Origin of the sequence: Anabaena sp. 4-3, from assembly GCF_001597745.1 — a bacterium.
In the GTDB taxonomy this organism is placed as follows: Bacteria; Cyanobacteriota; Cyanobacteriia; order Cyanobacteriales; family Nostocaceae; genus Trichormus.
Window position 1 is genome coordinate 104,855 of record NZ_LUHJ01000013.1, and the last position, 20,203, is coordinate 125,057.

Genomic DNA, 20,203 nt, shown 5'->3' on the forward strand with positions numbered 1-20,203 from the left:
AGAGTAACGACACTTTGACAAATAATTAATAAATGTACACAAATTTTATTTAGCGTCTATGCCAGTTAAAGTTGGAGACACTGCCCCTGATTTTACCCTACCTGCTCAAAATGGTTCATCGGTGAGCCTGAGTGAGTTTCGTGGTAAGAAGGCTGTGGTGCTGTATTTTTACCCCAAAGATGACACCCCCGGATGTACAGCAGAATCTTGCGCTTTTCGTGATCAGTATGAAGTTTTTCAAAGTGCTGGCGCGGAAGTCATCGGTGTGAGTGGTGACTCTAGCGAGTCTCACCAACGTTTTACAGCTAAGTACAATCTGCCTTTTACACTATTAAGCGATAAAGGCGACAAAGTACGCAAGCAATACGGCGCAACAGCAGCGTTTGGTTTGTTCCCCGGTCGTGTTACCTACGTGATTGACCAACAGGGAGTTGTGCGCTTTGTATTTGACTCAATGCTTAACTTTAATGGTCACGTTGAGGAAGCATTGAAAACTTTGCAACAGCTTGCAGCAAAATAAGTTGAAAAGTCTAGAGGCAAAAGAATTTTTCTTTTGCCCTTTTGTATTTTCAGTTTGTAGTCTGGACTTTAGTCCTGATACTTGTTGGGTAGGGTATCTAAGAGAGGACTAAAGTCCTCACTACAAACTAAAATTTTCGTGACAAGCTACTATCTTTGAGAGGATGAATGAATGTATACATTAATACTGAAATAATGTTATATCAGTTTTTTGAACATTTGCATACATCCCTTGGGGAGATGCGAAAGTATAGGAATAATAGGTAAATTAATCCGGGATGTTGTTATGCACTGGATTTAAAGAGAGGTTTGGTGATGAGCCAAACCTTTTTTCTTTTTCTTTTTTAAGTTGGGAATTTTCAGGTTTTGCCACTACCTAATAAATACAATAGTGCCATCCGCACGGCTACGCCACTTGTTACTTGTGATTGAATCAAGCTAAATTCTGGATCATCCATTAAATCCGAACTGATTTCTACACCCCGGTTAACTGGCCCTGGATGTAAAACTTTCACGTGAGGTTGGCACAGTTGCAACTTGGCGCGGGTAATGCCAAATAACTGATGATATTCTCGCAAACTGGGTAATAAATGGGCTGTCATGCGTTCTTTTTGCAAGCGTAATGTCATGACAAAATCCGCATTTTCTAAGGCTGGTTCTAACTGCCAATGAATAAACAGTTTACCTGGAGGTACTTCTGTGCCTTCCTCACGGATATAATCACCAAATAATTTGGGTAACAATGTCGGTGGTGCGGCTAGGTGGACTTCTGCGCCACTGGCGATTAAACTCCATATATTAGAACGTGCCACACGAGAATGTAAAATATCGCCGACAATGGCGATTTTTTTCCCATTTAACAATTCTAGTCGGGGGTTAACTGGGTCAATTAGACTACAAATTGTAAATAAATCTAGTAGTGCTTGGGAAGGATGTTCATGTTGTCCATCGCCAGCGTTGAGGACACTAACTTTTACACCTAAACGATCCATTTCTTGAGCGATCGCATTTGGAACTCCGGCTTCTTTATGGCGAATCACCATAATATCAGTTCCCATCGCCAAATAGGTTTTCGCCGTGTCGAGAATTGTCTCGCCTTTAGTCATGGAAGAAGTAGCGGCGGCAAAGTTCAGCGTATCTGCACTGAGACGTTTGGCGGCAATTTCAAAACTGCTACGGGTACGGGTAGATGGTTCAAAAAATAAATTCGCTACTACCTGTCCTTGCAATGCGGGAACTTTCTTAGTCCGTCGTGATAATACCTCCTGAAAACTAGCAGCTGTTTGTAAAACAGTATCGTATTCACCAGCCGTAAAGTCAGCTAGGGAAAGAACATGATGACGATTCCAAGTGGAAGTAGGCATAAATCAATTCAAAATTCTCTCATTCAAAATAGCTTGCGGCAGGGCTTACGCCTACAAAATTAAAGAATTCTGGGGAAATGGGCATTGGGAATTGATGCACTGTTGACTGTTGACTCTTCAAGAATTTTTACCTTGTCTATCTTGTCTACCTCATCCCCTCCACTTCCTCCGCTTTTTCCGCTTCCCTGCCTCCTGCCGTCTCTAAGTGGGTAAATTAAAAACTTTCAAAGCGATAGAAATCATACTTAGGAAAGTCAGAAACCCAATTGTATCTAGCATGGTGGTGACTAAGGGGCCACTCATCAGGGCAGGATCTAACTTCAGCCGTTTTAAGGCCATGGGTAGTAAAGTACCCAGAGTTACAGCCACTATTGTATTAGTTGCCATGACCACCCCAGCAATCAAGGCTACCCATCTTTCTTGAGGTTTTGCCCAAATTAGAGATAGTGCAAACATGGTTAAGGCTAAAACTACGGCTGTGCCTAAACCTGCCAGTATTTCTTTGCGGAGAATTTTGAAAGTGTCTTTGGGTGTGACTTCACCTACGCCCAAGCTGCGGATAGTGACTGTTAAGGCTTGAATGCCCACTGTGCCACCTGTGTTAGAAAATATGGGCATAATCACTGCTAACACTGGCACGGCAGCAATTACAGATTGAAAGGGCGCGATCGCACTGGCTGCACCAATATACAATGCCATAATCCCTAAAAGCCAAGGCAACCGCTTACGAATCGTTACAATCGGCGGTGACAAAGCCGCTTCATCGCCGCTACCACCTGCTAATCTTTGAAAGTCTTCTGTGGCTTCTTCTTCTAAAACATCAACTACATCATCTATGGTAATAATCCCAACTAATCGTTCTTCTCTGTCAACTACAGGGATAGCGATTAAGTCATAGCGTTTCATGACTTGGGCAACTTCTTCTTGCAATGTATCCGTTCTGACTTTAATCACGCGATCGCTGGCAATATCACGAATCAAAACTTCTGGAAAGGTAAACAATAACTGTCTGAGTGATACCACCCGCACCAGTTTGCGGTTATCGTCTGTGACGTAGGCATAATAAATTGTTTCTTTGTCTTCATCTTGAAGGCGAATTTTGCGGAGTGCTTCGCCTACAGTTAATCCTTCCCGCAACCGCACATATTCTGTAGTCATGATTCTCCCAGCTGTACCTTCGGGATAACCAAGAATAGTTGCAGTTGCTTGTCTTTGTTCGGGACTGAGTTCTTTTAATAGCCGTTTAATCACTAAAGCCGGGAGTTCATCAAATAATTCTGCCCGTTCATCAGGACTCATCGCTTCTACAAGTTGTACCACTTGGGTATCTTGCAGGGAGTTGATTAGTTCTTCCTGAATTTCTTTTGGTAAATATTCAAATACATCAATTGCCTGATGTTTGTTCAACACCCGAAAAGCGATCGCCCGTTGTTTTTTGGGCAATTGTGCAATATATTCTCCCACATCCACAGGTGGCAGCTGATTTAAATCCCATTTCAGCTGATTCAAATCAGCAATATCGATAGTGAAATTGCGAAGATCCTGTGTGAGCATGATACTACCTCCTATAGTCTCCCCCACGCTGAGAGACTAGCTCACCAGCTTAGAGGAGGATAATACTGCCGTCTTGTGGACTTTTGTCCATAAAATTTCAAAAATTGAACTCGATATAGAATCAAGGTATTGCTAAACAACTATCCTAACTCGGAATTTACTTCTCCGAATTGGTGTTGGGGTAAAATCTGCAAAATTTGGGAGTTTTCCCACAAGTTTGCTTTATTCCCTGTGTTTTGCCTAGTTGTAGATTGTACTACTATCAAAATCTCTGTCAAGTTAATCTGAGAATAACTCAGTCAACTTGCTAGAGGCAACTTATTGACAGCTTTAGTTTTACGTTGTTAGGTGTGCATCGCCTTCGGCTTATTGAGAATGATGCAAGATATAACAATACCCTTGATTTAACAACAAAATCAGGAGATGCGTCAAATTGCCATGCTGTTTGCTGTATTATCAACTAGATTCTGATAACCATAATATTTTATTTATTTTGTGAGGAAACAACTTTTATTTTTGACTATATTGCTACAAAATTACGCAGTCCACATAAATTTTAGGGCGTGTGAGGCGTATATTTTCAGATGATTGGTTACGTCAAACCAAACATTTACACCTCAGAGGATGTGGGAAAAGTTAGCAGGTGGCTAAAATCCAAATAAATGTCTTTCAACTATCTGCCTATATTGCTGCTGCCACTCACATTATATTCACGGATGAAAAAAATAATTCCGTATCAGAATTAACGGTGAAAACTACACTAACTCTAGGTAAGCGTGATCGCGCTTATATGTTGCGACTGAATGCCCCAGATGGGCATGAAATAGCGAAATCACGATTAATAATTTAGGATGGAAAATTTCCATCCTAAAATTTTGGGGATTAATTCAGTTTGAGGAGACGTTGCGTGACAACATCTCTAACAATTAAACATTTGCTCTGGTGGTTTGACCGCCTAATCTTTCTTGAATACGGCTTTTAGCTGCTTTAAATTGTGTAGCTAATTGCTCACTTTGCTCTGAACTCAGGTTGTTGCGAATAGACGCAAACATGGTACTTTCTTCTTGACGAATATGATCACCCACAATATCCATCAAATGTCTAACTCTATCTTTGAATTCAGATGTAGATGGATTAGTGTTGCGGATTGTATCTAACAACCGCTTCATTTCAGATTGTTCATCATACAATTCTTGGGTTTCACTATCACCATAGAAAGAACGTACTCTAGGATAAACTACTTCTTCCTCTGCTTCAGCATGAGCAGTTAAATCTTTGTAAATTTGACCGAAATATTCTTGAATTTTTTGAGGATCATTGCTTTGTAGCAATTCGGTAAACAGGATATTTACCTTATTGTGATCTAAGCGAATCACATCTTGGATATTCATATCCCGCTTGTCAGTACCTTGGGTGACAGCACTACCAACCGCACCACTCAAAGCTGCCATCGCATCTTGAACTCGTCCCCAAATACCTTGGTCTACTTCTTGTCCAGTCAGTTCACGCACTCCCAGCACTTCTAAAATACCTTTAAGTTGTTCTTGGTGAGCGCGGTTTTCAAAGTTAACGGTGTTTAAAGGGCCAATTGCCGCCATGACATCAGCACCAACTTTTTGTGCCGCTTTATGAATGGTAATCCCACTCATTACTTGTTGATGCTTCAATAATTCGTGCTGAAATACTTTTTCATATAAACTCAATTGATTGCCCTGCATTAATTGACGAATTTTGTCAACCATTTCTCTGACTGTATTGCATGGCTCTTTTTGGATGCCATACTGCACATTGACGGTTTCGAGAATGCCTTGATTTTTGCGATCATCATCAAGCATACTCCGCAAGCGATCGCAAATGTCATTATCAGTGCATTCTCTCAAAAACAATTGCTCATTATCTATGAGCAACTGTTGAATTGATTTCATATCTGCCAATTTAACAGCAATAGCATTACGTTTTGTATCATCTAATGTGGATACCATTAGGGATTCTCCTCAAAAAATACTCGTATTCTTACTAATTAGTAAATTGACATATTAATTATCAATATTCCTCTTTCTTTTGAACGATTAACTCGTAACTCAAGATAGAAAATACGTATTTTCTTGACATCAAGTTATACTTCTTCTGCTAGATAGATAGGATTTAAACATTGACTCCATCGCTAGGTAGATAAAATTTTGATGCTAGTTTTATAAATTGACTCAAAGATATTGAAAATTTGGGAGATTAATTAATAATGCCAGAGGACTCTGGAATAGGGGAGGAGGCACTGAATAAAGCCGCAGAAATTGGTTTATCCAGTCAGCTAGATGAAGTAGAAAACTTAGATGTAAATGTGAAAGCTGAACCTTTAAAACTGGTGCAGGGAGAGGTTGAATCAGTTCAGATTGCAGGTGAAGGTTTAGTCATGCAGCAAAACCTCCGGGTGGAGGTAATGGAAATGCAGATTAATCGTGTGGCTATCAATCCTTTAAAAGCAGCTTTGGGTAAAATAGAACTCACAAAACCAACAGCAGGGAAGGCGTGGGTAGTGTTAACAGAAGTAGATATCAACCGCGCTTTTAACTCGGAATATATCCGCGCACAAATCCAAAGTCAGAAAATAAATATCAATGGTGAACTCAAAACAGTTGCACCTCAACAAGTAGATTTTCGCCTATCAGGTGAGGGTAAGGTGACACTCAACGCCAAGATTTTGTTAGTAGAAAATGGCGAAACTCATCAAGTTGCGTTTACAGCAGTACCTCGTATAAATGCTCATGGTACAACTGTCACGCTGGAAAATGTCACCTACTGTGAAGGCGAAGAAATTTCACCAGAGTTAACTAAGGCTTTAATCGCACAAACAAGTGAGATTTTGAACTTGAATAATTTCGATTTAGAAGGAATGAGTTTGCGAATTAAACAACTAGAGGTAGACACAGGTAAACTCACGCTACAAGCAGAAGCTGACGTTGAAAAAATTCCCTTTGCTGAAAACTAGGATGGATATTATGGAAACCACAGAAACCACTTCTACAACTTCCACAAATTCCACACCATTTCCCCATATTCCCCCAGTGATTGAAAGTGACGATCGCGAATATCGTGATTCGGGCGTACCCAGTACAGTAGCGATCGCAGGACATCCCTTACATCCCTTAAGTATAATCTTTCCCATCGCCTTTTTAGCCGCCGCCTTGGGCAGTGACTTCGGCTACTGGTTAACCCGCGATTTTTTCTGGGCTAGGGCTTCCCTGTGGTTAATCGGATTGGGATTAGCTACCGGTGTGATTGCCGCCATCATCGGTTTAAGCGACTTTTTACAAATTGAACGAGTCCGCAAGCGTCAAGCAGGTTGGGCGCATCTGATTCTCAACGTTTCTCTATTAGCCTTAACAGGAGTCAACTTTCTACTGCGACTAGGCGACGCTGAAGCCAGAATCATACCTTGGGGACTGTTACTTTCGTTAATCGTCGGTACTCTCACCAGCATTTCCGGCTGGTTTGGTGCAGAACTTTCCTACCGTCATAAAATTGGTGTAGTTGGTGCTGGTAGTAGAAGATACCCTTAATACTTAACTCCCTCTTCTGAAGGCTAAAATCGTGCATAGTTTTTAGCCTTGACAAAATGTTAAATAATCGCACCCAATCAAAATTAATTATTTTATCTTTGCTCATCGTGGTAGCGATGGGCTTTTTGTTTAAATATTACCCTGGTATTGGTCATCAATGGTTAAATAATTATGGGGCAGCAATATTTTATGAAATATTTTGGTGTCTCTTAGCATTTTGGTTTTTTAGAAGTCAAGCCGCTATCAAACAAATTCCTATATGGGTTTTGATCATTACCTGCATTCTAGAAGTTCTCCAACTTTGGCATCCACCACTGTTAAATCAAGTTCGCGCTACATTCATAGGTAAACTCTTGTTGGGTACTACCTTTGCTTGGTGGGATTTTCCTCATTATGCACTCGGTTGTATTCTCGGCTGGTTTTGGCTGCAAAAATTACAGATTACAGGTTATGCAAAAAAAAGTTAAAGTTAAACCCAACACAAAACAGCAAAAAATTGCAGAACAACCCGATGGTAGCCTGACTGTATATTTAAAATCCCCACCTGTAGACGGAAAAGCTAACGAGGAATTAATTAAACTACTAGCGGATAAATTCGATGTACCCAAATCTCATATCAGAATTAAATCAGGTGTATCTTCACGACAGAAATTGATTGAGATTGATACTGATGTTTAGTCTCATCAGAGACACTGAGGCTAGTATTTTTTACTAATACAGCATATTTCATCTGCTCAAGGTACGCCAGTAGCGGGCAAGATGCCCGCACCACAAGAATTTTATCATATATGTTTGTACCTGATTGATGTGCAACTTGCTGTAATTTTTGCTCTCTCCTCTGTGCCTCTGTGACTCTGCGTGAGCTTTTAAAAATCCTGTTCAGCAACACCAAAGTATTACCAATCAAAGCATAATTGTGGCTCATGAGTAATACTTATATATCCAGGTTGGCCTTTAACACGTTCTAGCCAAGCTTGAATAGCAGAAAATTGTGTTAAATCAAACCCACCTTCATCAGCGACATGAGTGTAAGCAAATAAAGCAATATCAGCAATAGTGTAACGCTCATCTACAAAGAAACTATGGTGTTTTAAATGATTTTCCATAAGTTTCAGGGCTGCATAACCTTGTTCTTGCTTTTGTTCTAATTTGGCGCGATATTCTTCACCTTTCCCTAAAATAGAAAGCCAAAATCTTGATGTGGCAATGTATGGCTCGTGGCTATATTGTTCAAAAAATAACCATTGCATCACCTGGGCTTTTAAATAACGGTCATAAGGCAAAAATTCTGTATACTCGCTCAAGTACAACAATATAGCATTTGATTCTGACAAATATTTTCCTGGCTCAATTTCTAAGACTGGTATCTTACCGTTAGGATTTTTACTTAAAAACTCTGCTGTGCGGCTCTCTCCTTGCAAAATATTAACCTCTACTCTCTCAAAAGGTATACCCATTTGTGTTAGTAACAGGCGTATCTTGTAGCCATTACCTGACGGTAAAAAATCGTACAATATTATATTTTCCATATACAAAATATAGTGCAGAATGTGTTGACGATGTAGAGACTAAAATACAATAATTTACTAAAATATTTTAGCAAAACAGGATATTTACAATAATTTATTTACCTAAACAGTAGATATTAATTATCTGAAAAAATAAAATTAATAGTAAGATTTATTTATACCAATTTAATGTTTAATTTGATGCAAAAATAAAAAAAATATGTGTGGAAGGTTTACTTTAACCCAGTCAGCAGAGGCATTAGCGGAAATTTTTCATGTTCAAGCAATCCCCAATTTGACTGCACAATATAACATTGCACCTACGCAAATGGTGGTGACAGTGTTACATCATCCTGAAAGCAACCAACGTCAATTGCAACAGTTACGCTGGGGACTAATTCCTTCATGGTCTAAAGACTCTAGCATTGGGTCAAAATTAATTAATGCCAAAGCCGAAACTGTGGCAGAAAAACCCGCTTTTCGTTCTGCTTTCAAGCATCGACGCTGTTTAGTGGTAGCTGATGGCTTTTATGAGTGGCAAAAACAGCAAGACACCAAACAGCCCTTTTATTTTCGTCTGCAAGACGGAAAACCCTTTGCTTTTGCTGGTTTATGGGAAAGATGGCAATCCCCTGCTCAAGAAGAAATCATATCTTGTACAATTTTGACAACAGCAGCCAATGAATTACTGCAACCCATCCATGAGCGGATGCCAGTGATTATTGACCCGAAAGATTATGATGTATGGCTAGATCCACAAGTGCGATGGGCTACGCCCCGCCAGAGGCGATCGCCCCAAGCTCTACAGTCCTTATTATCTCCCTATCCTGCCACAGCTATGACCGCCTACCCAGTCAGCAAACTGGTGAATAGCCCAAAACATAACAGCCCAGAGTGTATCATCCCACTTAACGAGCAGAGTACCCACCCAAATCAGTTAAATTAGCTAATGAGTGTAGTAAGGGACTAGGGACTAGGGACTAGGTAAATAATTACTTTTACCCAATCCCCAATCCCCAATCCTCAATCCCCAAACAATCAGCGATTATGCCAAGAACGCAGAAAAACGATAACTTTATTGACAAATCCTTTACTGTCATGGCAGATATTATCTTGAAGATGCTGCCAACCAATAAAAAAGCTAAAGAAGCATTTGTTTATTACCGAGATGGGATGTCCGCCCAGGCAGAAGGTGAGTATGCTGAAGCTTTAGAATATTATGAGGAAGCCCTTACCCTAGAGGAAGACGCAAACGATCGCGGTTATATTCTCTACAATATGGGTTTAATCTACGCCAGCAATGGCGACCATGCTAAAGCGTTAGAACTCTATCACCAAGCCATTGAACAAAATCCTCGTCTACCCCAAGCTTTAAATAACATTGCTGTAATTTACCACTACCAAGGCGAAAAAGCTAAGGAAGCCGGGGATAGTGACGGCGGCGAAGCACTATTCGATCAAGCCGCAGACTACTGGGTGCGAGCCATTCGCATGGCTCCCAATAACTACATTGAAGCCCAAAACTGGCTCAAAACCACCGGAAGAATGCAAATAGACGTATTCTTTTAGTCATTATTCAGTAGTCTTTAGTCATTAGTCCAGAGTACAAATAATTAACTGTTGACTATTGACTATTGACTATTGACCATTGACTATTGACTATTGACCATTGACTATTGACTATTGAATATTGACTCATAAATAAACCATGATTGATCGCGAACAAGTTCATAAAGTAGCTCTATTAGCTCGTTTAGAATTAACTCCAGAAGAGGAGGAACAATTTACTACTCAGTTAGGCAGTATTTTAGATTATGTGGAGCAGCTGAGTGAGTTAGATGTCAGCAATGTACCTCCTACCACACGAGCGATTGACCTCAGCAATGTCACCAGAGAAGATGAACTACAGCCTTATCCTGATAGAGAAGGCATCCTCAATAGTGCGCCGGAACAAGAAGGCGATTTCTTTAAAGTGCCAAAAATTTTAAATGCTGATTAATAAAAAAGATGGGTAATATCCAGATCCCCGACTTCTCAAAGAAGTCGAGGATCTGTCCCATAATCATTTGATGTTTAATTATGTTGACTTAGTTATCTGCGGCTACTTAACCACTTTGCTGCTGCAATTCCAATAATCCCTGCCACAATGGGATTGCTGAGAAACTTGATAATACCCGGCTGTTCCGCCAGCACTTCCCGGAAAATATCAGGGTGGTTGTGATAGGCGAAGGATGCAAGTCTGCTGACATCATCAGCATTCATGCGGCTAGCATGGTGTGTGGAAAGTCCTAGTTGTTGCTCTAGATGTCGCTCGTCTAGTCCTCTTTGCTTCAAGTGTTTGAAAAAGGCGCGTGCAACATCATCTCTTTCATTGGGTTTAATTTGTGCGATCGCTCTTTGCAATTCTGGCTCCATTTGGCTGGGAGGTATCCGTTCTGGATGTAAAGAACGACTGAACAAATTACGCCGTTGATCTGGTGTTGTCCGTTGAGCGAAATCATCGAAGGTTTCGTATTGAGTATCAACATCGGTGGTTGTATCATCCAGATACTCAATATTCCCCTCAGCCAAATCCCTCATGATTTGCCGTCTATATTCTTCGCTGCTTGTCACGTCGCTTCGCTCCGAATTCAAAATTCTTTCATTCAAAATCGCCATCAATAAATCTCGTTAGCTGAGTTACTTTTCTAGTTCGATAATTTGCATCATCAACTAGCTATACTGAATTTGACTGGTCTGCACATCGTAATTTGCAGTCAAAATCAACTTTTTATCAGGGCCGTAAACCAAAACAGTTAAATCTTGATTAGGAAAGTTTTTGTGAAAACCTTGCACCAGAGATTTTGCTAAAGGTCGCACTTCATTCGGACGCACTTGTGGCGCAATCACAATACCTAATTTGTTGTTATCGCGTACATACGCATCTTGAACTAAGCCTCTGGATGTTTGCACTACCCAGTTACCAAAACTTTGTCCTGTTGGGGTATTACCTCGCTCTAACTCCGAATAGGTGACGCTTCTACCAATTGCTGGCGGTGCAGTTGCGCGATCGCTTTGTGTATATGTTCCACCGCCGCAAGCAGTAGTTATCATCAACACTGCAATTAAGACAAAAGTCGTCAAAATTTTGCGACTCTGCTGGAGCAAAATCATATTTTTCCTCCTATCAAATACAGGTAACAACACATAATTTATGTGGCTGTCTTAATACTTAATTGCATCCAAAAATAATATTTATAAATGGGAAATTTGGGAATGAGTCATATTCATCAACCATACTTACTGTAAGGTTTTAACATTGACCAACCCTGACTCTATAATATTTTTAACTGCAAAAATTTTCTCTATCCTAATAGATATTTTCCAGAGATGTAGAGACATGATGCACACGCCTCTACAATAAATAACTATGCAATCAATCATTTACCTTGCAAAGTTACAACTGAGACTTAATCGAGCTTTTTCTTGACGTTATCTTTGACATCTTCAACCGCATGACGTACTTCGCTTTCGGCTTGCTTGGCTTTTCCTTCAGCTTTATCTTCTGGGTCGCCAGTCACTTGTCCTGCTGCTTCTTGGGCTTTACCTTCAATATTTTTAGCTGTAGCTTTTGCCCGTTCTTCTAAACTCATTTTACACTCCTATTGTTTATAGTAAATTAGTTTCAAAGCTATAAAGTAACTTTGAATTATTTGTGATTACTCTTACAAATTAGCTTAATAATTTTCTTAAAGACTTCTGCCACAAGATGTATTAGTTCCTATACAAAAAGTGATAAAAACTCAAGGCAGATGGAAATTCCAACAAAGAAAATATACAATATCATCAATTACGCAACTGGCACATTGGTAGGGTGCGTCAGATGGCAAATATAAGTTTATTGGCAGGATTTATGCAGGCTGACGCACCCTACATATAGATATTTAGTATGACACTGGCGTAAGTCCTAAATATGAAAGGGAGAAAACGGTTGCCGTCCGCAACTGTTTTCTCCCCACGATAGATACGAAAAATGTTAAATATTGATCAGAGTTCTGGTGTTACCAATTTCATAACGCGCCAATATGCTTCTTAATTCTTCAGGAACGTCTTCATCTTCATTCTTGAGAATATAGCCGTATTTGATGGCAGTGAGAACATTAACCATGTAGATGAGATTGGTAAATTCGATAATCGGATCATCTTCACTACCGAAACTACCACCGCGTAATATCAGGGTTTACAGCCACGTTTGAGATAGTTCTGGAAGTAAATACTGGTGTTACCAGAAGCATCTTGTGGATTAGGCTGCATATCTGCTAATGAAGCCCCAAAAGTCGCACATTCAGATGTAAAACTCTCATCATTGAATAAAGACTTGGGATATTCTCCAGGATAATCTTGAGTTTCTCGCGGTGTAATGGAGTGCCGGAAAGAGACACGAATATCAGCCGTGTCTGACACAGCAAAATGAGATTTAGACTCAAAATAGCCAATACGTTGAGCTTCTGCTTTGGGATTATCGGTAAACTGGTCAGCCACATAGACATCGAATAATCGCACACCTTGGTCTTTCTTAACCTGTCCCTTGTCATTCGCAGGAATACCTTGATTCAGTGCCAGGAAATCTTGTCGAAAATCATGTTGTTCCTGGGAAAAAGCTCGTCCTTCTGGGGGAACCAGAAAGATAAAGCGTGGGGATTCAGGGTTATCAACCGTTTTCCCTTTAGCATTAATGCTGGCAAGGTGTTGGATAGACAATTCACGGGGATCAACCATCTTCAGATTGCTCTCGTTTTTGAGATAGTCTTGAGTTGCGTTGAAGAAACGGGAGAAAGCAGCAAAACCAGCTGGTTGATTCTCAATAAATTTCAGTTTGTTGGAGAGGGGATACTCGTAGTAGTTGATATTATTACCTTGACCGGCAATCGAATGCTGAACGATCAGATTTTCACTACTATGCTTACCATCAATAAAGAATTTAGCCGCAAAGCCAGGGGTGAAGCGATTCCAGCTAGTTGCAGGACTAACTGCTGAGGAAAATCGGACTAGCACACAATCAGACCCTTTTTTGAGTAGTCCAGTATAACGGTTCTGAAATTCTGGTTCGATGACTAAACGTGCTTGGGCAAATACACCATGTCTATGAGTCAAACGAAGATAATTCTCCGGCTTGATCTCTGGACTGTCACCGAAGCTTTTCCAGAACCTTGTGGACGTTCCTGCTAAAAAAGCTTTTACCTGATCTGTTTGGAAGGGAACGAGGTTATCAGCTGACTCCCTACTTGCATAGATGGCTGACCAAAGGGTATCCAACTTGTCACAGGCTTTTCCTTCCAGAAAAAGGGGAGATTGAGCAACCTCATCAATTTGCTGATTGACATCAGCCGAAGTAATAGCAAAAGCTGGTTGAGATATGGTTGTGAAAATGACACTAATTGTCACAATTGCAAATACTAGAGTTCTCTGCAAGAGCTTTGATAGGAAGTTACTCAGATTCATCGATTACCCGTTTTTTGTTGGTTGTAACAAAAATGCACAAGTGCATAAGTTTTCGGACTTACGCAACGCCTCTATTAATAGCGTCTGAACGTAAGTCCTAGCAATTTGTAGCTACTGAGCTTGGTTTAAATATTGATCAAAGTTCTGATGTTGCCAATATCGTAGCTCAAAGCAGCAAATTTTTCTTTGTAAGCTGCTAATGTGGTTCTTAATTCTTCAGGAATGTCGTCATCTTCATTCTTGAGAATATAGCCGTATTGAATGGCAGTGAGAACATTAACCATGTAGATGAGATTGGTGGATTCTAAAATATTAGGTGCGATCGCCGGATCATCTTCACTACCAAAACTACCACCACGTAAAGCCAATGAATTATAGAATATCTCCCCACCTTCATCAGCTTGCTGATCATTTACCCAAGAATGCCATAGAGTAATGTGGAAGATGACATAACGACAGAACTCTTTCAAGTTGGCGATGTCTGCATCACTGGGTTGATCAGCAGTAGTAATGGCGCGAGTTGCTTTCACTGTACCATTGACTGTTGGTCTGGGAATTTCCGGTTTATCAAGCTCGTTGTCATCGTACCAATCATAATCACCAGTGAGTTTTGGTAATGGTTGATAAGCTACACTATGCTCGATAATATCATCTGAGAAACGGTGAATTTCTGCCCATTCTTTAACAATTTCTTCCTGATATTTTTGGAAGAAATTATCAATATATTCTGTTAAAACTTGCCAGTAAAGATTAGCTATCTTAGCAAAGTTATGAGCTTCACAAAGTGGTTGACGAGGTTTCCAACCTTTCCAATCATAACTAGCCATTCTTTCCTTACATATTTGCACCACTGAACCAGGAGTTAAAGGCCCATTGGTGGTAACTAAACCCACAGTTGGCGATACCAATACTTCATCAGCACGTTGGTTGATATTCACCAAGCTTTTTAGATGAGGATATAACATCAACCGCACAGGATTTTTACGTAAGTTACGGAAAGCAGCAATGGTATATTGCTCCATCTGTAAATGAGCCTTAATATAATGCTCAATCATTTCTGCGGCAAAAAAGCTGTTAGTGCGGAAAATGCGTTTAGCTTGTAGCCATTTTTCCCCATCATTAGGTGTATAGGTGACAGGATCTTTGAGAGGAGAATGAGGTGCTATAGAATCAGGATAACGACTTTGTACTGTAATTGCAGTCACTACCAACTTGTTATCTTTTAATTCAAAAAATGCTTCCACATTATTGAGATCGTGGTCATCATCTTTTTCGTAATCATCCCAATTAAATGTAACTTTGAATTGATTGGGGTTGTTTTTATGACGCTGTAACAAACAGGGATTCATGCCATTGAGAACCCGATCAACAAAGTATTCATCACTTCTGCTATAACCGGGATTTTTCCGATCTAATTTAATCGTTAAATTCGGAGGATAAGCAGCTTGAATTTCTGGAAGAGTAGGCTGATCAGGATTGAGAGTATGAGTAATGACGTGCTTGGCTTTAATCGGAACTAAACTACTAGCAGCATCATAACCTTGGAGTGTACGACCGACTGAATAATCATCTGGAGTTCCTTCCAACTCACTAAAAAACAACCTTGCAAAGTGGCTGTCTGGTTTATAAATCCAGTAAGGAACGGTACAAGTGCCAAAGTCATATTCTTTTTGGCTGACATTATTATCACCTTTGATGGTGTAAGCAATGCGATAGGTAGAAACAGGCTGATTATCGTTATCAAAACTAATGCGATTATCTAACAATCTTAATTCTAAATCGGGTGTGTCGAGAAAACCTGCTTTTGCCGGATCATAATAGATGGTAAATCGACCATCATAATCCGTAATTCCTGTACCTAAGTAATCCCCAGGTGTACCGATATCTCTGTCCCACAATTCTAAGAGAATATTGTGTAGTGGCTTGTTGGTGTCACTAAAAACTAACTTACCTGTAGCTTTATGCAACTGTTCCAGAGGTTTATCAAATTTTTGTTCACGAACTTCGACAATGCTTTTTTTTGCTTTCTTTTCTGTTTTGCTTTTACCTAAATCGCTATCAGCTACTTTAATGCCAATAACTTGTTTAATTTCATCGAGAATTGTTTTGAGTTTGGACATAATCACTCCTTTTGAAATAGATTGAATAGTTTGCAAGTTGAAAAAAGCTGTTCTTTCTCAGGCATGAGGCACAACTGAACCTTACAAGGGAACACAAAAGCCATTTAAAATTTCAGGCGACCTTGTACCTAATTGGAAGGATGCTTTATAGGGAGGTTCGGGAGCGAATTTAGTCTGGACTTGAGAGACAAAAGTTGCCAAAGCTAATTTGATGATGAATAACCCAAAATATCGACCAATGCAAATTCTCTCCCCCCGACCAAAAGGAAAGAAGTAGTCGCTATCGAGAGGGTTAGCAGTACGGGTGGCTTCATCCCAACGTGCAGGATTATAAACCAAAGGATTAGGCCAATGAGTGGGATGACGATGTAGATACCAGTTACTAATCAATAATGGTGTATTTGGTGGTATCTGATATCCTGCAAAAGAAATTGTCTTTTCCCTATGGGTATTACGGCCAAAAAACGCTACAGGGGGTAGTATCCTTAAAGATTCAAGAACGCATTGTTCTAAAAGTAAACATTGTTGTAAATCTTCAAGTGTCAGAGTATCCATAGAAATACTACTGAGTTCATTTTCCAGACGCGATCGCCACTCAGGATTTTGATCGAGGAGATATAGCGTATTGGTCAGACCCCCAGGAGTGGAAAAATTGGCACTAAAATAGATTTCTGCAAACACATGACCCAATGCTTGTTCCGATAATTCTGACCCTCCTTCCCGAATCATCAGACACAGTAGATCCTGACCAGTGGGATTTTTCTTGGCTTCACTGACAATATTGGCAAACAACCTAAACCAACGTTGACTAGCCTGTTGATACTTGAGTTCTGTGGGTTCTTCGGGATAAGAACCGCGAGCTTGAAGACGTTTATCCGCTATCTCAGCCATCACCAAGTAATCCTCAAAGGCTTGATTTCCTAAGACTCGTCCCACAGTGGCGCGAGCAAACCCATCGAAGATAAACCTTTTCATCGCTGGGAAGAAAGGAAACGATCCTGACTTTGAGCGATCAACCAGTCTTTGAATATCTTCTGTGAACTGATGCTTGAGAATGGATACTTGTTCAGCTAACCACTGCTGAACATAAGTCATACTTAAAGGATGATTCCGCCGAATAAAGCTCCAGTCTTGATCTTGGTTAGGAAAGAGAAAAAGACTATCATCGGTCATCATCGGCCGCGCTGCTTGTCGGAGCTTATCCTTATAAAAGGATTCTTGTTTGGAAATCAGAACCTGTTCAATTAATTCCGGATCATTGAGAACTAAGGCAGGTTTTCCCAATAACCAAACTTGTGTTATCCCACCATAGGTTTCCCCATACTTGGCGCAGAGTTCCCAGGGTAGACTATTTTTAAAGTCGAGAGCATTGCCAAAGGGAAAGCGTGGAATCGGCCCTGGAATACCCTCAAAGGGTTCCATTTTCGACCCATGTATTAATTTGAAAAGTTGGTGCAGTATGTCTACCATGCTATCTCCTTGTTCACCTTAGTACCTACAGATTGATCAGGATGAATTTGCTGGTTTTAACTATTGACAAAATCCCTAATGTTACTGGTCATCAGCAACCACAAAACGGACAGGTAGATTACCCTAATAGTTAATTTTTACTTTGGCATCATCATATCCTGGGCTACTAATGATTTTGAGGATGTAGCTTTTGGCTAGTTAGTACCAGGGAAAACATTTTCACTGATAGCGGGAGACACTGCATAAATTACAAGTGATGTCATTATTTCAGATTGAGTTGGGAAATAATTTTTGCTAGATTTTTGGGTCGATAGTCTTGACAAGTTTTCAAACGTTCGATAGCAGTTTCATGAAGACCGTCAATTGCATCACCAACATCACGCAATTTAATTCCTGCCAGTTTAAAGAAGCCAGGATCGTTAGTAAACTTGCATCTATAGTCTATTTGGCAGTCTGTTAATAAGTTTTGATCAAAATCCAGTCCCAATCCCAAATCTTTTATTGACTCTACCATCCACATTAAGGCAGCATCTGATAAGGGACTGGTTTCTTTAGTGCCACCACCAACGCAACCATGATCACCCGGAAACCACTTTTCCATTACCCGTTGATTTTCTGCATCAGGGTGTTTGATCATGCGAGTTACATCAAATACCTCGCGGATTTCGTCGATAGCCATAGCGTGCAGCGCATTTTGGATATATTTGTTTAGTGTTGTGTCGTAGAATTTGTAACGACGGTGAAGCAAAGGTTTTAAGTTTCTGAATAGGGGTACAACGGGAATACCTAGCGCACCTACAGTATCAAAACAACCTAACAAAGTAATGGGGACGGGTTTTCCTTCGTTTTTTCCGTATGTTTTACGGTAGTTAACAGCTTCTTCACCACTCGGTTTGATATTTCTGTTACGATAAAGCTCGTAGGCTTGAGGTGCTTCAGTAATATATTTGCGTTGGAGAAGACCTGAGCAATAGATCATCCCTGCTAGACTCCTGACTGTGTATGCACCACGGCTAAAGCCAAATAAGTATATTTCATCACCATCTTCATAGTTGAGACAGAGAAATCTGTAGGCTTCTTGGATGTTCTGGTCTATACCTAGTCCCGTAGCACCGCCTAAAATCTTGTAATTTTCTGTACCAATGCCTTGGTCATAAAACAGGATTTGTGATATCCCATCATTGGCAGTTCGTTTGACTGATTGACTCAGTTTGACTACGTTACTAGGGCAAGGACTAGCTAATTTTTGCCAAGTTCCATCACAGCAAACCACTAGACGCTTCATAGTTTATTGTGGTTGATAATTTTAACTAAATAAAACAAAATAAATTCTGACATAGATAATACTGACAAAAAACCGTATTTTTTCTAAAATAAGTCTTAAATTACAGATTTTGGTCAATTTATGAACTTTGGTAACATAATGAGCTTTCTCAGTATCCATAGGACTTACGCAAGATTTGACCGAAAACCTGATTATTGCGTAGGGTGAATTCATTTAGGCGAAGCCTTTCGGCAGGTATTCCCCCTACTTTCATGATGTTGTGCGTAAGCCCTGATCCAGTTTGATTTGTGAACAGATACGTAGTTATACTAAGTTGAGTTAAAAAATAATATTTAGAAATCAAGAAAGACGTATAATCCTGCTTGTGTAGGGGTTTAGGACTGCTAAAGCCCTACTGTCTTTGACTGCAATTTGCTATTAGGTGAAAGTACGGCACCGAAGTCTGAAAAATGGTGCTGTAATTTCGGTTAACCCGCCCGATAAATACTCAAAAACCCAGTTCTATGTAGGAACTGGGTTAATGTGATTATTGCGAGGACTGAGATTAATCTTTAGCTTAATCTATAAAACCCATGAGGCTATCAGAATCATCAATAATATTTGAAGCTACCGGACGGTTCCCCATGATCGAGTAGTTGCTAGAAATTACTAACGAACTAGAAGCAATGGGACGAATTCCCGAAAGATTAATGCTGTCAACAACTTGTATTGTATTAGCCGCAATGGGACGAATTCCCATCACATTCATTGTCTCAACTACTTGCAAACTACTCGTACCAATGGGACGCAACCCAGCTACTGACATTGTTTCAGCTACGTGCAAGTCACTTCCGGCGATGGGACGGACTCCAGCAACAGCTAGTGTTCCCACTACCTCTTTTTTATCGGAATTTTCTCCCTGCACTGCTAAATTAGCACCTTCTGTGACTTGTTCTTGATTCAAGCTATGACCTTGATTGTTTTCAACTTCCACTGTTGTTTCTCCTTTAAGTTTGGCACGTCTTTGCCGAGGGCTGACCGTTTTGCCATTACTGCTGATGGTCATAACTAGACACCTCTGGTTTATTAACTGAACTTTACAATATTTAAGGAAAAATTAGTTAATTTCCTATACAAGAGAGTGTAACCTTAAATAACCTTGCATAGATATAAGTATCTTCAAAACTGATACATAAGTAAATTTAAACTGCGAATTTTTGTAAAGTTAGATAGCTAATTGATAAGAGGAACTGGGAAGTAGGGTAAGCAAATTATCATGCTTGTGAGGTGTGATTTATTACATGATATCTTGGAAAATAGGGGTTTAGCAATGCTAAACCCCTACTCATGACTATCTTTGAACTGT

22 protein-coding genes are annotated in these 20,203 nt (G+C 40.1%); 9 read left to right on the forward strand and 13 right to left on the reverse strand.

Going from position 1 to position 20,203, the window contains the following annotated elements:
* Positions 1 to 58: 58 nt before the first annotated feature.
* Positions 59 to 520 carry a peroxiredoxin gene (locus A3775_RS02575; RefSeq protein WP_066381457.1) on the forward strand — a complete coding sequence of 154 codons (462 nt, stop codon included), beginning with the start codon at positions 59 to 61 and terminating at the stop codon, positions 518 to 520.
* A gap of 358 nt (positions 521 to 878) precedes the next feature.
* Here A3775_RS02575 and A3775_RS02580 read toward each other — a convergent pair whose 3' ends face one another.
* Together A3775_RS02580 and mgtE are read right to left on the reverse strand one after the other, a co-directional pair.
* On the reverse strand, positions 879 to 1,883 hold the full coding sequence (locus A3775_RS02580) for an aspartate carbamoyltransferase catalytic subunit (RefSeq protein ID WP_066381459.1): 1,005 nt from the start codon (positions 1,881 to 1,883) through the stop codon (positions 879 to 881).
* Between the two features lie 201 nt (positions 1,884 to 2,084).
* Positions 2,085 to 3,437, reverse strand: a complete 1,353-nt coding sequence (gene mgtE, locus A3775_RS02585; RefSeq protein WP_066381461.1) for a magnesium transporter — start codon at positions 3,435 to 3,437, stop codon at positions 2,085 to 2,087.
* A gap of 643 nt (positions 3,438 to 4,080) precedes the next feature.
* Here mgtE and A3775_RS02590 point away from each other — a divergent pair.
* Positions 4,081 to 4,287: a hypothetical protein gene (locus tag A3775_RS02590; RefSeq protein ID WP_066423739.1), complete on the forward strand. Its 207-nt coding sequence runs from the start codon at positions 4,081 to 4,083 to the stop codon at positions 4,285 to 4,287.
* A gap of 76 nt (positions 4,288 to 4,363) precedes the next feature.
* On the opposite strand, the gene A3775_RS02595 is transcribed toward A3775_RS02590, so the two are convergent.
* Positions 4,364 to 5,419, reverse strand: coding sequence for a hemerythrin domain-containing protein (locus A3775_RS02595; RefSeq protein WP_066381465.1), 1,056 nt, complete (start codon positions 5,417 to 5,419; stop codon positions 4,364 to 4,366).
* Positions 5,420 to 5,676: 257 nt separating this feature from the next.
* On the opposite strand from A3775_RS02595, the gene A3775_RS02600 reads away from it, so the two are divergent.
* Genes A3775_RS02600 through A3775_RS02615 form a run of 4 tightly spaced genes read left to right on the forward strand, consistent with a single transcriptional unit; the run spans position 5,677 to position 7,672 of the window.
* A complete protein-coding gene (locus A3775_RS02600; protein ID WP_066423740.1) occupies positions 5,677 to 6,423 on the forward strand; it encodes a DUF2993 domain-containing protein in 747 nt (248 codons plus the stop codon).
* A gap of 10 nt (positions 6,424 to 6,433) precedes the next feature.
* Positions 6,434 to 6,994, forward strand: coding sequence for a DUF2231 domain-containing protein (locus tag A3775_RS02605; RefSeq protein WP_066381751.1), 561 nt, complete (start codon positions 6,434 to 6,436; stop codon positions 6,992 to 6,994).
* Between the two features lie 56 nt (positions 6,995 to 7,050).
* Positions 7,051 to 7,461 (forward strand): DUF2809 domain-containing protein, encoded by a 411-nt coding sequence (locus tag A3775_RS02610; protein ID WP_066381469.1) that lies wholly within the window; start codon positions 7,051 to 7,053, stop codon positions 7,459 to 7,461.
* Positions 7,445 to 7,672: a DUF167 domain-containing protein gene (locus A3775_RS02615; protein WP_066423741.1), complete on the forward strand. Its 228-nt coding sequence runs from the start codon at positions 7,445 to 7,447 to the stop codon at positions 7,670 to 7,672. Before A3775_RS02610 ends, A3775_RS02615 begins: the two co-directional genes overlap by 17 nt.
* Before the next feature lie 218 nt (positions 7,673 to 7,890).
* Here A3775_RS02615 and A3775_RS02620 read toward each other — a convergent pair whose 3' ends face one another.
* Positions 7,891 to 8,523, reverse strand: a complete 633-nt coding sequence (locus A3775_RS02620) for a glutathione S-transferase family protein (protein ID WP_066381472.1) — start codon at positions 8,521 to 8,523, stop codon at positions 7,891 to 7,893.
* Positions 8,524 to 8,722: 199 nt separating this feature from the next.
* Here A3775_RS02620 and A3775_RS02625 point away from each other — a divergent pair, with 199 nt between their 5' ends.
* The 3 genes from A3775_RS02625 (at position 8,723) to gatC (ending at position 10,501) form a co-directional block, all read left to right on the forward strand.
* Complete coding sequence (locus tag A3775_RS02625) at positions 8,723 to 9,448, forward strand: SOS response-associated peptidase (protein ID WP_066381475.1); 726 nt, start codon at positions 8,723 to 8,725, stop codon at positions 9,446 to 9,448.
* A 101-nt stretch (positions 9,449 to 9,549) separates the two neighbouring features.
* Positions 9,550 to 10,071 (forward strand): photosystem I assembly protein Ycf3, encoded by a 522-nt coding sequence (locus A3775_RS02630; protein ID WP_066381477.1) that lies wholly within the window; start codon positions 9,550 to 9,552, stop codon positions 10,069 to 10,071.
* 139 nt (positions 10,072 to 10,210) lie between these two features.
* The gene (gene gatC, locus A3775_RS02635) at positions 10,211 to 10,501 is read left to right on the forward strand and encodes an Asp-tRNA(Asn)/Glu-tRNA(Gln) amidotransferase subunit GatC (protein WP_066381479.1); all 291 of its coding nucleotides are present in this window, start codon (positions 10,211 to 10,213) and stop codon (positions 10,499 to 10,501) included.
* A gap of 92 nt (positions 10,502 to 10,593) precedes the next feature.
* On the opposite strand, the gene A3775_RS02640 is transcribed toward gatC, so the two are convergent.
* From A3775_RS02640 to A3775_RS02675, 9 genes are all read right to left on the reverse strand, one after another.
* On the reverse strand, positions 10,594 to 11,115 hold the full coding sequence (locus A3775_RS02640; protein WP_066381752.1) for a hypothetical protein: 522 nt from the start codon (positions 11,113 to 11,115) through the stop codon (positions 10,594 to 10,596).
* A gap of 99 nt (positions 11,116 to 11,214) precedes the next feature.
* Positions 11,215 to 11,655: a hypothetical protein gene (locus A3775_RS02645; protein WP_066381481.1), complete on the reverse strand. Its 441-nt coding sequence runs from the start codon at positions 11,653 to 11,655 to the stop codon at positions 11,215 to 11,217.
* Between the two features lie 296 nt (positions 11,656 to 11,951).
* Positions 11,952 to 12,134, reverse strand: a complete 183-nt coding sequence (locus A3775_RS02650) for a CsbD family protein (protein ID WP_066381483.1) — start codon at positions 12,132 to 12,134, stop codon at positions 11,952 to 11,954.
* Between the two features lie 383 nt (positions 12,135 to 12,517).
* On the reverse strand, positions 12,518 to 12,649 hold the full coding sequence (locus A3775_RS25190) for a hypothetical protein (RefSeq protein ID WP_255362906.1): 132 nt from the start codon (positions 12,647 to 12,649) through the stop codon (positions 12,518 to 12,520).
* Positions 12,650 to 12,714: 65 nt separating this feature from the next.
* Complete coding sequence (locus A3775_RS02655) at positions 12,715 to 13,926, reverse strand: hypothetical protein (RefSeq protein WP_156481553.1); 1,212 nt, start codon at positions 13,924 to 13,926, stop codon at positions 12,715 to 12,717.
* A 182-nt stretch (positions 13,927 to 14,108) separates the two neighbouring features.
* Positions 14,109 to 16,103 carry a lipoxygenase family protein gene (locus A3775_RS02660; RefSeq protein WP_197480079.1) on the reverse strand — a complete coding sequence of 665 codons (1,995 nt, stop codon included), beginning with the start codon at positions 16,101 to 16,103 and terminating at the stop codon, positions 14,109 to 14,111.
* A gap of 81 nt (positions 16,104 to 16,184) precedes the next feature.
* A complete protein-coding gene (locus A3775_RS02665) occupies positions 16,185 to 17,525 on the reverse strand; it encodes a cytochrome P450 (RefSeq protein ID WP_066423743.1) in 1,341 nt (446 codons plus the stop codon).
* Positions 17,526 to 17,835: 310 nt separating this feature from the next.
* Complete coding sequence (locus A3775_RS02670) at positions 17,836 to 18,858, reverse strand: DUF2235 domain-containing protein (RefSeq protein ID WP_066381488.1); 1,023 nt, start codon at positions 18,856 to 18,858, stop codon at positions 17,836 to 17,838.
* A gap of 556 nt (positions 18,859 to 19,414) precedes the next feature.
* Positions 19,415 to 19,903, reverse strand: a complete 489-nt coding sequence (locus tag A3775_RS02675) for a hypothetical protein (RefSeq protein ID WP_066423744.1) — start codon at positions 19,901 to 19,903, stop codon at positions 19,415 to 19,417.
* Between the last annotated feature and the right edge of the window lie 300 nt (positions 19,904 to 20,203).